We start from the raw sequence: 13006 nt of genomic DNA on the forward strand, positions 1-13006 counted from the left end.
CAGGCTAAAACGGGCTGCGAGTATAACAGAGGCTTATACATCACGTCAGGCAGGGAGACGAAAACGCGAGACGGCCTGTAACAAAAGATCTGACTCCTGATGCAGACGCGCAGAGGCATTCGACGCTTCGCTAACCAGCAGATCTGTCTGACGCGATACCTGATTCAGCGCCTGAAGCTGACGGGTCATCTGGTGAATACTTTCCCCCTGATTCAGGGTGGCAAGCGAAATGTCATTCAGCAGGCTGCTCAGATTCGCCACCAGCCCGGTAACCTGTTGCAGATTATCTTCCAGACGGTTTACCACCTGGGAACCTTCTTCAATACCCTGTAGCGAATGGTTGATCAGCGCCTGGATGGTTTGCGTAGAGTGACTGCTTTTTCTGGCCAGCAGCCCCACTTCTCGGGCGACTACCGCGAATCCGCGCCCCTGCTCCCCCGCATGGGCGGCTTCAATGGCAGCATTGAGGGCCAGAATATTGGTCTGAAACGCCACGCTGTCGATCATCGCGACGATCCCGCGCATCTCTGAGGATCGGTCGACGATCGTCTGCATCGAGCCATTCACCGCAGACATCATGTGCTCCCCGCCGACGGCAGCCTGTCGGGCCTCATCGGCACGCGAGCGGGCAAGTTTCGCATACCCCGTGTTCCCCTCAACGTGGTTTTCGAGATCGGCAATATGCGCCGTCACCTCCTCCAGCTCTTTGGCCTGCCGCGTAGACTGCTGATAAAGCTTCTGATTTCCCTGGGCAAGTGACCCGATATTCTCAACCATGGCGGTGGTGGCCTCGCTGACCTGAGTCACCAGTTGCTGTAGACCGCGCTGCATGGCGGTAATACTGCCGCTGAGCTGGCTGATTTCCCGGTTGAAGCGCACAACGTCAGGCGGCGTGCCGGACAAATCTCCAGCCGCAAGCAGGTTTATATGCACGATCATACGGCGTAGCGGGGTTATCACCCATTTTGCCATGCCGAACCAGACGGCAATGGCAATGGCCACCAGCACCAGCGGCGCACACAGGAACAGTCGTTGCAGCCCTGAGAGTTGTTCCATGAGCGACTGACGCCCCTGTATCGCCTGCTTCTCACTTCGCTGCTGATAGCGTGCGAAGTTGTCATTAAAATCGGTCTGAAACGCCTGGGCGGGTACGGCAAAAAAGAGATCAATGCTATTGGTTTTCACCAGCCCTTCCGCCTGCTCCCTGATGGCGCTATAGAAAAGCTGATAGCTATTGACCAGCGCCTCGTCTTGCGGCGGATTAAGCGCGAGCCAGCCTTTCCACGCCTGCTGTGACGCCGCCAGGGATTTTTGCGCCTCGTCCATCAGGCTATGCCAGCTCCCTTCTGAGCCGGTCTCTTTATCCTGCATGAAGTACACGCCAGCGCGGTTGAGCAGATCGCTTGCCGCCAGCAGGGAAACGCGCGCCTGATCCAGCCTGCTCTGTTGCTGCCAGGCCAGCTGATTGCGCTGTTCGTTACGCTGGGCTTGATTCAGGGAGGCGGTCAGCAGGAAGGAGGAAGAGAGTTGCAGGGCGGAGAAAAGGCCAATAATACAAAAGATGCCGGTCAGCAGGCCAAACTGACGAGGAATAAAGCGCTGCGCAAGACGGCGAAAAATTTGCGTTAGGTTCATAATTTTCTTCTGTAACAATACGTTAGACGCGAGCGAGTCTACGAAACGAAAATGACAGAACCATTGCAGAATAATGACAGGAAACGGGAATTGCCGGGCAGCGTATTTGCCTTACCCGGCAACAACATTACACGCGATCCTTCCACACCGTCTGCACATTACAGAACTCATGCAGACCGAAATGAGAAAGCTCCCGTCCGAAGCCGCTCTTCTTCACGCCGCCAAACGCGACGCGCGCATCGCTGGCGCTGTAGCCGTTGATAAACACCCCGCCGCACTCCAGTTCGCGAGAGAAGGTTTCAGCCAGCGCATCGTTCGCGGTAAAGACCGTCGCCGATAAGCCAAAATCGCTGTCATTAGCCAGCTGCAAGGCGTGCGCCGCATCTTTCGCGACGGTAATCGCGGCCACCGGGCCAAACAGCTCCTGACGGAAGGCCGTCATCTCTGGGGTGACGTTCCCGAGTACGGTTGGCGCATAATAGTTACCGCTCCCGGCAATCTTCTCTCCGCCCAGCAGCAGGGTCGCCCCTTCCGCCAGCGTAGCCTGCACTTGCTGATGCAGTTCATCGCGAAGATCACATCGCGCCATTGGGCCAATATAGTTATCTTCTTCTTCCGGTGCGCCCATCTTCAGCGCCGCGACCGCGTCGACAAAGCGCCGGGTAAAGACGTCCGCCACGCCCGCTTCCACAATAAAGCGTTTTGCCGCCGCGCAAACCTGCCCGGTATTCTGATAACGTCCGGCCACGGCCGCGTTGACCGCCAGATCCAGATCGGCATCGTTCAGAACGATAAACGGATCGGAACCGCCCAGCTCCAGCACGCATTTCTTCAGCGCCGCGCCCGCCTGCGCGCCAATCGCCGCCCCTGCCCGAACGCTGCCGGTCACGGTCACCGCCGCGATACGACGATCGTTAATCGCCTGGCTGACGCCGTCATTTGTCGCGTTCACCCAGCCAAAGACCCCCTCAGGGAAACCGGCATCCGCAAACACCTGCCCGATCATCTCCGCCGAGCCGAGCACATTCGGCGCATGTTTAAGCAGATAGCTGTTCCCTGCCAGCAGGATCGGCACCGCACCGCGCAGCACCTGCCACAGCGGGAAGTTCCACGGCATCACCGCCAGAATCGGCCCCAGCGGGCGGTACTCAATCACCGCATTTTCGACCTGGGTAGATTCCGGGTGCAGCATCGCCGGGCCGTGTTCAGCGTACCAGTCGCAAAGGCTGGCGGACTTCGCTACCTCCGCACGCGCCTGCACAATCGGCTTACCCATCTCCCGGGAGATTGTCTGCGCCATCGCTTCCGCACGGCTACGCAGCGCCGTACCCAGATCGCGAAGTTTTTGCGCCCGGTGCGCTACGCTCTCGCGTCGCCACTGGCGAAAACCGGTATCCGCCTGCGCAATGGCACGTTCAACATCCCAGGACGTGGCCCACGGGTAAGCAGCCAGCGTTTCGCCGGTAGCCGGATTGACAGAAAGGGCATGGGTAGCAGATGAATAAGTCATGATGTTCTCCACGTAATAACAGTTGATTGATTGTGGCCTACTCTGCTATTTCTTAAAAATGAATAATACTCACCACCTTATTCACGAATCGAGAACGGTATGGACTTAACACAGCTTGAGATGTTTAACGCCGTCGCACTGACCGGCAGCATTACCCAGGCGGCGCAAAAGGTGCACCGCGTGCCGTCAAACCTCACCACCCGCATCCGACAGCTTGAGGCAGATCTCGGCGTGGAACTGTTTATCCGTGAGAATCAGCGCCTGCGGCTTTCCCCCGCCGGGCACAATTTTTTGCGCTACAGCAAGCAGATCCTGGCGCTGGTCGACGAAGCACGGATGGTCGTCGCCGGGGATGAACCGCAGGGATTATTCTCACTCGGCGCGCTGGAAAGTACCGCCGCCGTGCGCATTCCGGAAAGTCTGGCGCGGTTTAATCAGCGCTATCCGCGCATACAGTTTGCGTTGTCCACCGGGCCTTCCGGTACGATGATTGACGGCGTGCTTGAGGGGACGCTCAGCGCCGCCTTTGTCGACGGGCCGCTCTCGCACCCGGAACTGGAAGGGATGCCGGTTTACCAGGAAGAGATGATGCTGGTCACTCCTGCGGGCCACGCGGAAGTGTCAAAAGCCACGCAGGTGAGCGGCAGCGACGTGTACGCCTTTCGCGCCAACTGTTCCTACCGCCGTCATCTGGAGAGCTGGTTTCATGCCGACCGCGTCACGCCGGGAAGGATCCACGAGATGGAGTCCTACCACGGAATGCTCGCCTGCGTGATTGCGGGGGCAGGCATCGCGCTGATGCCCCGCTCCATGCTGGAGAGCATGCCGGGGCATCATCAGGTGGCGGCGTGGCCGCTGGCGGAAAACTGGCGCTGGCTCACCACCTGGCTGGTGTGGCGACGCGGGGCAATGACCCGCCAGCTTGAGGCGTTTATCGCGCTGCTGAACGAGCGTCAGCCACCAGCGCCCCGTTGTTAACGTTGAACGTAGTCCTGGAGTCGAAGGAAAATTTTTCCCTTCATATACAGCGTGGCCTGTCCGCCAATCAGCACGCGATCGCCCTTCAGCTCACAGCGCAAATCCCCGCCGCGCAGGGAGACCTGGCGGGCCGACATCTGCGTTTTACCGAGCTTTTCGCTCCAGTACGGGATAAGCATGCTGTGGGCTGATCCCGTCACCGGATCCTCCGGCACCCCTTCCCCCGGGCAGAAGAAGCGGCTGACGAAATCATATTCATCACCCGGCGCCGTAACACAGACCATTTTCCCCAGCGGAAGCATAGCCGCGATATCCGGGGTCAGCGCCTCCACCTGCTGCTGGCTGTCGAGCACCACCATGTAATCGCGCCCCACACGCACCTCTTTTGCCGCGTTAATGCCCAGTGCGCTGAACAGCGCTGCCGGTGGCGTATCGACAACCTCGGTTGACCACGCCGGGAAATTAAGCGTCAGCCAGTCACCGCTACGTTGGACCATCAGTTCGCCGACAAAGCGCGTGGTGAAGGTAATTTCCGTATGCGGATAATCCAGATATTCGAAAATAACGTGAGAAGCCGCGAGGGTTGCATGGCCGCAGAGGTTGATTTCATCCTGCGTGGTAAACCAGCGCAGCTCAAACCCGTTGTCCGTTCGGACAAAGAACGCCGTCTCTGACTGATTATGCTGCTTTGCCATCTTCAGCAGCGTCTCATCTGGCAGCCATGCTTCCAGCGGACATACCGCCGCCGCATTGCCGCCGAACGCCCTGTCGCTGAAGGCATCTACCAGATAAAAATCAATTTCCTGCATCGTTTGTTCCTCTTAGATTTACTCAGCGCAGAAATACTGTGCCCTTCAGATACAGCGAGGCCTGACCGCCCATCCGCACGCGGTCGCCCCTGAGTTCGCAGCGGACGTCCCCGCCACGGGCTGAAACCTGACGGGCAAACATCTGTGTTTTGCCAAGCTTTTCACTCCAGTACGGGATCAGCATAGTGTGCGCGGAGCCGGTGACAGGATCTTCCGGCACGGCCACGCCCGGCGAGAAGAAGCGACTGACAAAGTCATATTCCCCTTCATCCCGGGCGGTGACCGCCACTTTATGCTCGCCCGGCGTCATGGCGGAGAAATCCGGCTTAATGGCTTCAACCTGCTCGCGGTTATCCAGCACCAGCACCCAGGCGCGGCCTTTTCGGGCCTCGACATAGTGGCTGATACCGAGTGCGGAGAGCATCTCCGGTGGCGGCGTCTGTGCCTGCGTTGGGCAGGCCGGAAAATCCAGCGTCATCCAGTCACCTTCACGGCTGACGGTCAGGCGACCAGAGGCGGTGTCAAAATGAATGCGTGAGTCCGGATAACCCAGTTCGTTAAACAGAACATACGCCGCGGCAAGCGTGGCGTGACCACAGAGATTCACCTCGGTAAGCGTGGTGAACCAGCGCAGCTCAATCCCCCCTTTGGTGCACACAAAAAAAGCGGTTTCCGACTGGTTATGCTGTTGTGCCATCCGCAGTAACGTCTCATCCGGCAGCCACGCGTCGAGCGGGCAAACCACCGCCGGATTGCCGCCAAAGGAGGACGCGCTGAACGCATCTACCAGATAAAAATCAATCTCCTGCATCGTGTTACCGCCTGTTTTTGTTGTGTTGTTCTTTATCTTCAATGAAAACAACCTTGTTCGCTACCGCTGCATGAAGGTAAATTTTGTGATTCACATCACATAACGGTTGAGTTTTCGCCGTTTAAAGCTTTAAGATCGTCTCCTCATCTTTCAGGTAACGAACCCCAGATATCCCTATGACAACACACACGGTTTCCCGCAGGGTCGCGTGGCTACGCGTGGTCACGCTCGCCATTGCAGCGTTTATTTTCAATACAACGGAATTTGTTCCGGTTGGACTGCTGTCCGACATCGCCGCCAGCTTCCATATGGAAACGGCACAGGTTGGCATCATGCTGACCATTTATGCATGGGTGGTTGCCCTGATGTCGCTGCCGTTTATGCTGCTGACCAGCCAGATGGAACGTCGTAAGTTACTCATTGGGCTGTTTGTGGTGTTCATTGCCAGCCATGTGCTGTCGTTTATGGCGTGGAACTTTACCGTGCTGGTCATCAGCCGCGTCGGCATCGCGTTTGCCCATGCCATTTTCTGGTCGATTACCGCGTCGCTCGCCATTCGTCTGGCCCCGGCGGGGAAACGTGCCCAGGCGCTGAGCCTGATCGCCACCGGAACGGCGCTGGCGATGGTGTTAGGTCTGCCGATTGGGCGCATAGTGGGACAATACTTCGGCTGGCGAACCACCTTCTTTGCTATCGGCATGGGGGCGCTGATCACCCTGGTGTGTCTGATCAAACTCTTGCCAAAACTGCCCAGCGAACACTCCGGCTCGCTGAAAAGCCTGCCGCTGCTGGTGCGCCGTCCGGCGCTGATGAGCATCTATCTGCTGACCGTGATTGTGGTGACCGCCCATTACACGGCCTATAGCTATATTGAGCCGTTTGTTCAGGTTGTGGCGGGCTTTAGCGCCAACTTCGCCACCGTTCTGCTGTTGATCCTGGGTGGTGCGGGGATTATCGGCAGTATCCTGTTCGGGAAGCTGGGCAATCAGCACGCGTCTGCGCTTGTGAGCAGTGCGATTGGCCTGCTGCTGGCGTGCCTGCTGTTACTGCTGCCTGCGGCAGGCAGCGAAAGCCATCTGGCGATCCTCAGCCTGTTCTGGGGCGTGGCGATCATGATTATTGGTCTGGGGATGCAGGTTAAAGTGCTGGCGCTGGCTCCGGACGCCACGGACGTGGCAATGTCGCTCTTCTCCGGGATATTTAATCTGGGGATTGGGGCCGGGGCGCTGGTGGGAAATCAGATCAGCCTGCATGTGTCGATGTCGGCCATTGGCTATCTCGGGGCGATTCCGGCGCTGATCGCGCTGATCTGGTCGGTGCTTATCTTCCGTAAATGGCCGGTCGCGATGGAAGAACAGACCAGCCACGGTTGACGTTTGTTGTGCCGGGTGGCGGCTTCGCCTTACCCGGCCTACATTATTACGGACTTGTAGGCCGGGTAAGGCGAAGCCGCCACCCGGCAATGTTTTCAATGATACGTCTTAACAATTTCCAGCACGCCGTTAATAATAAACTGCACGCCCATACAAACCAGCAGGAAGCCCATCAGACGGGAAATGGCCTCAATACCCCCCTTGCCCACCCAGCGCATAATCGCCCCGGAACTGCGTAATGATCCCCAGACGATAATGGCGATAAGCGCAAAAATGATTGGCGGCGCAACGGTAATAACCCAGTGCGGAAAAGTGGTACCATCCCGCACCGTTGAGGCGGAACTGATGATCATCGCTATCGTCCCCGGCCCCGCCGTGCTCGGCATGGCTAACGGTACAAAGGCAATGTTGGCGCTCGGTTCGCTTTCAAGCTCCTCCGATTTGCTTTTGGCTTCCGGTGATTCGTGCGCTTTTTGCGCCGGGAACAGCATCCGGAAACCAATAAAGGCCACGATCAGCCCACCGGCAATACGCAGACCGGGAATCGAAATCCCAAAGGTATTCATCACCAGCTGCCCGGCGTAATACGCCACCATCATAATGGCGAAGACATAGACGGAGGCCATCATCGACTGCTGATTGCGCTCCGCGCTGTTCATGTTCCCCGCCAGCCCCAGAAAGAGAGCCACCGTCGTTAACGGGTTCGCCAGCGGCAGTAATACCACCAGCCCAAGTCCCACTGCTTTAATCAAATCCAACATAATGCACCGCAGCCCTTATCCTTATTCAACACCGCAATTATAGGGGGAAATCTTCGTCCTGAGCCATCCGCGTAGCGTAACCATTCTTGTCTCGCGCAACCAATAACCCCAGATTATGTATATGATTTAAAAGCGTACAGAAAAAGTTCCTGAAGCGTTTTAGCATTTCGTGGCATCGGCTGATCCATTCAGTTGACTTATACTTGCCTGAGCAATAATATCTGCCGTGACTAAACTACTTGCCGGGGCAACCATTGTGAAAAACACCAGTGACCTCTTTAACGACATAATCCCACTGGGTCGTCTTATTCACATGGTTAATCAGAAAAAAGATCGCCTGCTCAATGACTACCTGTCACCGCTGGATATCACCGCAACACAGTTCAAAGTGCTGTGTTCCATTCGCTGCGAAGTGTGTATCACGCCGGTTGAGCTGAAAAAGGTGCTCTCTGTCGATCTGGGTGCGTTAACCCGCATGCTGGATCGTCTCGTCTGTAAAGGATGGGTAGAACGAAGCCCTAACCCCAATGACAAACGTGGCGTACTGGTGAAACTGACCAGCGATGGCGCGGCCATGTGTGAGCAATGTCATCAATTAGTAGGACAAACACTGCACCAGGAACTGACAAAAAACTTAACGGCAGATGAAGTGGCAACGCTTGAGCTTTTACTCAAGAAAATCCTGCCGTAAACAGAAAAAGAGGTATGACGATGTCCAGACGCAATACTGACGCTATCACCATTCATAGCATTTTGGACTGGATCGAAGATAACCTGGAATCTCCACTCTCTCTTGAGAAAGTGTCAGAGCGTTCAGGTTACTCAAAATGGCACCTGCAACGGATGTTTAAAAAAGAGACCGGCCATTCATTAGGACAATATATTCGCAGCCGCAAGCTGACGGAAATTGCCCAGAAGCTGAAAGAAAGCAATGAGCCGATCCTCTATCTGGCGGAACGCTACGGATTTGAATCGCAACAAACCCTGACGCGTACGTTTAAGAACTACTTTGACGTGCCGCCTCATAAGTACCGTATTACCAGTATGCCGGGTGAATCCCGTTATCTGTATCCGCTAAAACATTGCAGTTAATCATCGCCTGTTAAGACGTAACCGAGGAAATCATGAAATTTATCGCCTCCGCCGCCCTCACCTTGCTGGTGCTGGTTTCCGGCCAGAGTTTCGCGGAGCAAACCCCCTGCGCGGGGCAGCAAAATAATCGTGGCACCATGATTATGCCGTCCACGCAAAACCAGTCGCCCTGGGACTTCAATCACATGGGCGCTGGCAGCGACAAATCCGACGAATTAGGCGTGCCGTATTACAACCACGACCTGTAATTCGTTTTTGCCCCGCTCAGGCGGGGCTTTTTTCTGCCTTAACCCCGCACCCGCGTCGCCTGACGCACACGCAAGCCAAAGACGTTGATATACAACCCGGCCATAATCAGCCCTGCGCCACACAGTTGCAGCGCGCTGAGCGTTTCGTCCAGCAACAGCGCGGCGCTGGCAAGCCCGACCACCGGTACCAGCAGCGATAACGGCGCCACGCGCCAGGTTTCATAGCGCCCGAGCAGCGAACCCCAGATGCCATAACCCACGATTGAGGCAACTAACGCCAGGTAGATCAGCGACAAAATGGTCGTCAGGTCGATCTCAACGAGGCTTTTCAGCATTGCCTGCGGGCCATCCAGAATAAACGACGCGGCCATAAACGGCACAATGGGGATCAATGCGCTCCAGACCACCAGCGACAATACCGGCGGACGCGCCTCGTGCTGCATTATCAGCTTGTTAAAGATATTGCCGCACGCCCAGCTCAGCCCCGCCGCCAGGGTGAGCATAAAGCCCAGCAGGGCGACATGCTGACCGTTGAGGCTGCCTTCTATCAGCACCAGCACGCCAAAGACCGCAAGGCTAATGCCCGCCAGCTGTTTGCCCTGCAAACGTTCGCCAAAGACAAACGCGCCGAGAATGATGGTAAAGAACGCCTGCACCTGAAGCACCAGCGAAGCCAGGCCCGCAGGCATACCGAATTTGATGGCGCAAAAAAGAAACGCAAACTGACCAAAGCTGATGGTGAGGCCGTAGCCCAGCAGCAGCTTCAGGGGAATTTTCGGGCGGGCGACGAACAGCAGCGCCGGAAACGCCACCAGCAGGAAGCGCAGAGCCGCCAGCATCAGTGGAGGCATGTTGTGCAACCCCATTTTAATGACCACAAAATTGAGTCCCCACACCACAACAACCAGCAACGCTAACAGCCCGTCTTTCCGCGTCATTTTCCGCCCCTGAATTATTAAAATTTTGTTAACACTTCAAGGTAACAGAAAAAATAGCCCGGCGAGAAGATCATTAATTCTGGTACCGGGAAGAAGCACTCGCGGATAAATTGGGTGCTATACAAGCTCCCGGTCCCGTGATAATCCTGTAATAACACAACAAAAAAAGCATAAGCATTTGTCGGGCAGGAAAATGAAACCATCAATCAGGCGCTCAACCGCAGCGCTGCTGGCATCGTCATTGTTATTAACAATTGGCCGCGGCGCAACGCTGCCCTTTATGACCATATATCTCACACGCGTGTACGATATGAGCGTGGAGAATATTGGCTATGCCCTGACCGTGGCGTTGACCATTGGCGTGGTGTTTAGCCTGGGGTTCGGCATTCTGGCGGATAAGTTCGACAAAAAACGCTATATGCTGATCGCCATCGTGGCCTTTATCGCCGGGTTTGTGGCCATTCCGCTGGTGAATAACGTGACGCTGGTGGTGCTGTTCTTTGCCCTGATCAACTGCGCCTATTCCGTCTTCTCAACGGTGCTGAAAGCATGGTTTGCCGACGTGCTGACCTCCAGCGAAAAAGCGCGCGTTTTCTCACTCAACTACAGTTTCCTGAACATCGGCTGGACGATCGGGCCGCCGATCGGCACCCTGCTGGTGATGTACAGCCTGCAACTGCCGTTCTGGCTGGCGGCCTTCTGCGCCGCACTGCCGCTCGGGTTTATCCATTTCTTTGTGCAGAAAAGCATAGCCTCAGACAACGTTGAGGAGAAAATGCCATGGCAGCCCTCAGTGCTGCTGAAAGACCGGGCGCTGTTCTGGTATACGCTCTCCGGCCTGCTGGCGTCCTATGTGGGGGGATCGTTCGCCACCTGTATTTCCCAGTATGTCCTCGCCGCACATGCGGACAGTGATTTCGCAGAAAAGGTGGTGGCCGTTGTACTGCCAGTCAACGCGGCGGTAGTGGTCAGCCTGCAATACGCGCTTGGACGTAAGATCACCGCCAGCAATATCCGCCCGTTAATGACTGCCGCGACGCTCTTTTTCATCCTCGGGCTGGGCGGGTTTATGCTTTCGGGTGAGAACCTGATTTACTGGGGAATTGCGGCGGCAATCTTCACCCTTGGGGAAATAATCTATGCGCCGGGCGAATACATGCTGATCGACAATATCGCCCCGCCGGGCATGAAGGCGAGCTACTTCTCTGCGCAGGCGCTGGGCTGGCTGGGCGCGGCGGCGAACCCGATGATCACCGGACTCATCCTGACCCATCTGCCGCACTGGTCATTATTTATCATTATGATGGCCGCCATCATTGCGGCCTGGCTGATGATATTGCGCGGGATGCGCGTGAAAAGTGAAGAGAGCGTGTCGGGTGGTGCTGCGCTTACCCGACCGACAAAACCCTAATCTCAGGCCGGGTAAGGCGAAGCCTTCACCCGGCAAAACCAACGCCTAGTGGTGCAACATCTCCTCCACCACCTGCTCTTTGTACATCTCATTCGGGTAGTAGGTCGGCCAGTTATCCATCTCTTTCAGCAGCGCCTCGTGGGAGGTGTTGCCCATAAAGATATGGAAGTGTGAAGAGGCCTTCGGCCCGATGATATGGTCGCTGAACTGCACAAACTTAGGCGCCTGGCTCGCGTTATCCTTGCACTCAAACAGGTAGCGCACCCCTTTTTTCCCCGAGGCGTAGGTCAGAATTTTGTAGCCGCTGTAGTCGTAGCGGCAACTGCTCACCGTTTTGCCTCTGTGGAATTCCATCACGTTGTTTTCAATTCCAATCGCGTCCACGTCCGTTGCGTACCCCTTGCGGTAGTAGGCTTTCACCTCGGCAGCGGATTTTTCCCCCTTCTGCGCTTTCTTTTCAAAAACCGGATCCAGCGAACCATCAAGCAGGAAGGGATAAACGGACTGCCAGGTCCCGTCCCAGTCAGACAGCGTCCTGTCCCTGACGTCTTTATCCTCAAAGACGCCGTTTGCCGCCTTCTGTTCCGCCTCCGTCATCTGATGTCCGTGCGAATGGGCAAAAAGCGAGCCACTTACCAGCAGCGTTCCCAGAGTCAGCGCAATTTTTCCAAGTTGTGCAGCCACAGCAAAATCCTCATTCCGTTTTATAAGAATGAGGATGTTATATTATAACATTTCAGATCGCAACCAGCCCGCGAACGCCCTCCTGCGCCATATTCTCCCCGCGTCCCTGCTGGACGATGCTGCCGCGCGACATCACCAGATAGCTGTCGGCCAGCTCCGCCGCAAAATCATAAAACTGCTCCACCAGCAGGATCGCCATATCCCCCCGGTTCGCCAGGCTGCGGATCACCTGCCCGATCTCTTTGATCACCGACGGCTGAATACCTTCCGTGGGTTCATCCAGAATCAGTAACTGTGGACGACTCGCCAGCGCCCGCCCAATCGCCAGCTGTTGCTGCTGACCACCGGAAAGATCGCCTCCGCGACGGTGCTTCATCTCTTTCAGCACCGGGAAAAGCTGCCAAATTTCCTCCGGCACGCCCCTCGCGTTTCGCGCGGAGAAGCGCGACAGCCCCATCAGCAGGTTTTCTTCTACGGTCAGACGCGGAAAAATCTCCCGCCCCTGCGGAACATACGCCACGCCGGACTGTACCCGCTGGTGCGGTTTACTGTGGGTGATGGTTTTCCCCTGCCAGACCACCTCCCCGGTTTTCACCGGGATCAGCCCCATCAGGCACCTCAGCAGCGTGGTTTTACCCACTCCGTTGCGCCCCAGAAGGCAGGTGACTTCCCCGACGCCCGCCTCAAAGCTCACCCCGCGCAGTATATGACTGCCGCCGTAGTACTGATTCAGTTCGTTAACCCGTAACATCACCG

General features: G+C 56.4%; 14 protein-coding genes. 6 read left to right on the plus strand and 8 right to left on the minus strand.

The window, feature by feature from the left end:
• Window positions 1-45: 45 nt before the first annotated feature.
• Entirely contained in the window at window positions 46-1635 is a 1590-nt protein-coding gene (locus tag BH712_RS02655; protein ID WP_006810633.1) for a methyl-accepting chemotaxis protein, read from the minus strand.
• A 127-nt stretch (window positions 1636-1762) separates the two neighbouring features.
• The gene (gene sad, locus BH712_RS02660; RefSeq protein WP_032673830.1) at window positions 1763-3145 is read right to left on the minus strand and encodes a succinate-semialdehyde dehydrogenase; all 1383 of its coding nucleotides are present in this window, start codon (window positions 3143-3145) and stop codon (window positions 1763-1765) included.
• Between the two features lie 99 nt (window positions 3146-3244).
• Here sad and ptrR point away from each other — a divergent pair, with 99 nt between their 5' ends.
• The gene (gene ptrR, locus BH712_RS02665) at window positions 3245-4123 is read left to right on the plus strand and encodes a putrescine utilization regulator PtrR (RefSeq protein WP_006810631.1); all 879 of its coding nucleotides are present in this window, start codon (window positions 3245-3247) and stop codon (window positions 4121-4123) included.
• Here the strand turns inward: ptrR and BH712_RS02670 are convergent.
• Window positions 4120-4932 carry a PhzF family phenazine biosynthesis protein gene (locus BH712_RS02670; RefSeq protein ID WP_006810630.1) on the minus strand — a complete coding sequence of 271 codons (813 nt, stop codon included), beginning with the start codon at window positions 4930-4932 and terminating at the stop codon, window positions 4120-4122. The genes ptrR and BH712_RS02670 overlap by 4 nt on opposite strands.
• A gap of 22 nt (window positions 4933-4954) precedes the next feature.
• A complete protein-coding gene (locus BH712_RS02675) occupies window positions 4955-5743 on the minus strand; it encodes a PhzF family phenazine biosynthesis protein (protein ID WP_006810629.1) in 789 nt (262 codons plus the stop codon).
• Window positions 5744-5919: 176 nt separating this feature from the next.
• On the opposite strand from BH712_RS02675, the gene BH712_RS02680 reads away from it, so the two are divergent.
• Window positions 5920-7116: a sugar transporter gene (locus BH712_RS02680; RefSeq protein ID WP_006810628.1), complete on the plus strand. Its 1197-nt coding sequence runs from the start codon at window positions 5920-5922 to the stop codon at window positions 7114-7116.
• A gap of 95 nt (window positions 7117-7211) precedes the next feature.
• Here the strand turns inward: BH712_RS02680 and BH712_RS02685 are convergent, their stop codons facing one another.
• On the minus strand, window positions 7212-7877 hold the full coding sequence (locus BH712_RS02685; RefSeq protein WP_006810627.1) for a MarC family NAAT transporter: 666 nt from the start codon (window positions 7875-7877) through the stop codon (window positions 7212-7214).
• Window positions 7878-8133: 256 nt separating this feature from the next.
• Between BH712_RS02685 and marR the strand changes: the two genes are divergently transcribed.
• From marR to marB, 3 genes are read left to right on the plus strand one after another with little or no spacing between them, the layout of a single operon-like run.
• On the plus strand, window positions 8134-8568 hold the full coding sequence (gene marR / locus BH712_RS02690) for a multiple antibiotic resistance transcriptional regulator MarR (protein ID WP_032673829.1): 435 nt from the start codon (window positions 8134-8136) through the stop codon (window positions 8566-8568).
• 20 nt (window positions 8569-8588) lie between these two features.
• Window positions 8589-8969, plus strand: coding sequence for an MDR efflux pump AcrAB transcriptional activator MarA (gene marA, locus BH712_RS02695; protein ID WP_001303241.1), 381 nt, complete (start codon window positions 8589-8591; stop codon window positions 8967-8969).
• A gap of 32 nt (window positions 8970-9001) precedes the next feature.
• Complete coding sequence (marB, locus tag BH712_RS02700; RefSeq protein WP_006810625.1) at window positions 9002-9217, plus strand: multiple antibiotic resistance protein MarB; 216 nt, start codon at window positions 9002-9004, stop codon at window positions 9215-9217.
• Between the two features lie 38 nt (window positions 9218-9255).
• On the opposite strand, the gene eamA is transcribed toward marB, so the two are convergent.
• Window positions 9256-10155 carry an O-acetylserine/cysteine exporter gene (gene eamA / locus BH712_RS02705; protein WP_006810624.1) on the minus strand — a complete coding sequence of 300 codons (900 nt, stop codon included), beginning with the start codon at window positions 10153-10155 and terminating at the stop codon, window positions 9256-9258.
• A 193-nt stretch (window positions 10156-10348) separates the two neighbouring features.
• On the opposite strand from eamA, the gene ydeE reads away from it, so the two are divergent.
• Window positions 10349-11566 carry an efflux MFS transporter YdeE gene (gene ydeE, locus BH712_RS02710; protein WP_006810622.1) on the plus strand — a complete coding sequence of 406 codons (1218 nt, stop codon included), beginning with the start codon at window positions 10349-10351 and terminating at the stop codon, window positions 11564-11566.
• Window positions 11567-11611: 45 nt separating this feature from the next.
• On the opposite strand, the gene zinT is transcribed toward ydeE, so the two are convergent.
• Complete coding sequence (gene zinT, locus BH712_RS02715; RefSeq protein WP_006810621.1) at window positions 11612-12250, minus strand: metal-binding protein ZinT; 639 nt, start codon at window positions 12248-12250, stop codon at window positions 11612-11614.
• A gap of 52 nt (window positions 12251-12302) precedes the next feature.
• Window positions 12303-13001, minus strand: a complete 699-nt coding sequence (gene urtE, locus BH712_RS02720; protein ID WP_006810620.1) for an urea ABC transporter ATP-binding subunit UrtE — start codon at window positions 12999-13001, stop codon at window positions 12303-12305.
• Between the last annotated feature and the right edge of the window lie 5 nt (window positions 13002-13006).

It is taken from the genome of Enterobacter hormaechei ATCC 49162, assembly GCF_001875655.1.
Taxonomy (GTDB): Bacteria; Pseudomonadota; Gammaproteobacteria; order Enterobacterales; family Enterobacteriaceae; genus Enterobacter; species Enterobacter hormaechei.

Excerpts from the sequence above, each read along its gene's own strand:
- urtE (WP_006810620.1), bottom strand. The coding sequence starts at position 13,001 with ATGTTACGGGTTAACGAACTGAATCAGTACTACGGCGGCAGTCATATA.
- BH712_RS02655 (WP_006810633.1), bottom strand. The coding sequence starts at position 1,635 with ATGAACCTAACGCAAATTTTTCGCCGTCTTGCGCAGCGCTTTATTCCT.
- ptrR (WP_006810631.1), top strand. The coding sequence starts at position 3,245 with ATGGACTTAACACAGCTTGAGATGTTTAACGCCGTCGCACTGACCGGC.
- BH712_RS02670 (WP_006810630.1), bottom strand. The coding sequence starts at position 4,932 with ATGCAGGAAATTGATTTTTATCTGGTAGATGCCTTCAGCGACAGGGCG.
- BH712_RS02675 (WP_006810629.1), bottom strand. The coding sequence starts at position 5,743 with ATGCAGGAGATTGATTTTTATCTGGTAGATGCGTTCAGCGCGTCCTCC.
- marA (WP_001303241.1), top strand. The coding sequence starts at position 8,589 with ATGTCCAGACGCAATACTGACGCTATCACCATTCATAGCATTTTGGAC.
- marB (WP_006810625.1), top strand. The coding sequence starts at position 9,002 with ATGAAATTTATCGCCTCCGCCGCCCTCACCTTGCTGGTGCTGGTTTCC.
- BH712_RS02685 (WP_006810627.1), bottom strand. The coding sequence starts at position 7,877 with ATGTTGGATTTGATTAAAGCAGTGGGACTTGGGCTGGTGGTATTACTG.
- ydeE (WP_006810622.1), top strand. The coding sequence starts at position 10,349 with ATGAAACCATCAATCAGGCGCTCAACCGCAGCGCTGCTGGCATCGTCA.
- eamA (WP_006810624.1), bottom strand. The coding sequence starts at position 10,155 with ATGACGCGGAAAGACGGGCTGTTAGCGTTGCTGGTTGTTGTGGTGTGG.
- BH712_RS02680 (WP_006810628.1), top strand. The coding sequence starts at position 5,920 with ATGACAACACACACGGTTTCCCGCAGGGTCGCGTGGCTACGCGTGGTC.
- sad (WP_032673830.1), bottom strand. The coding sequence starts at position 3,145 with ATGACTTATTCATCTGCTACCCATGCCCTTTCTGTCAATCCGGCTACC.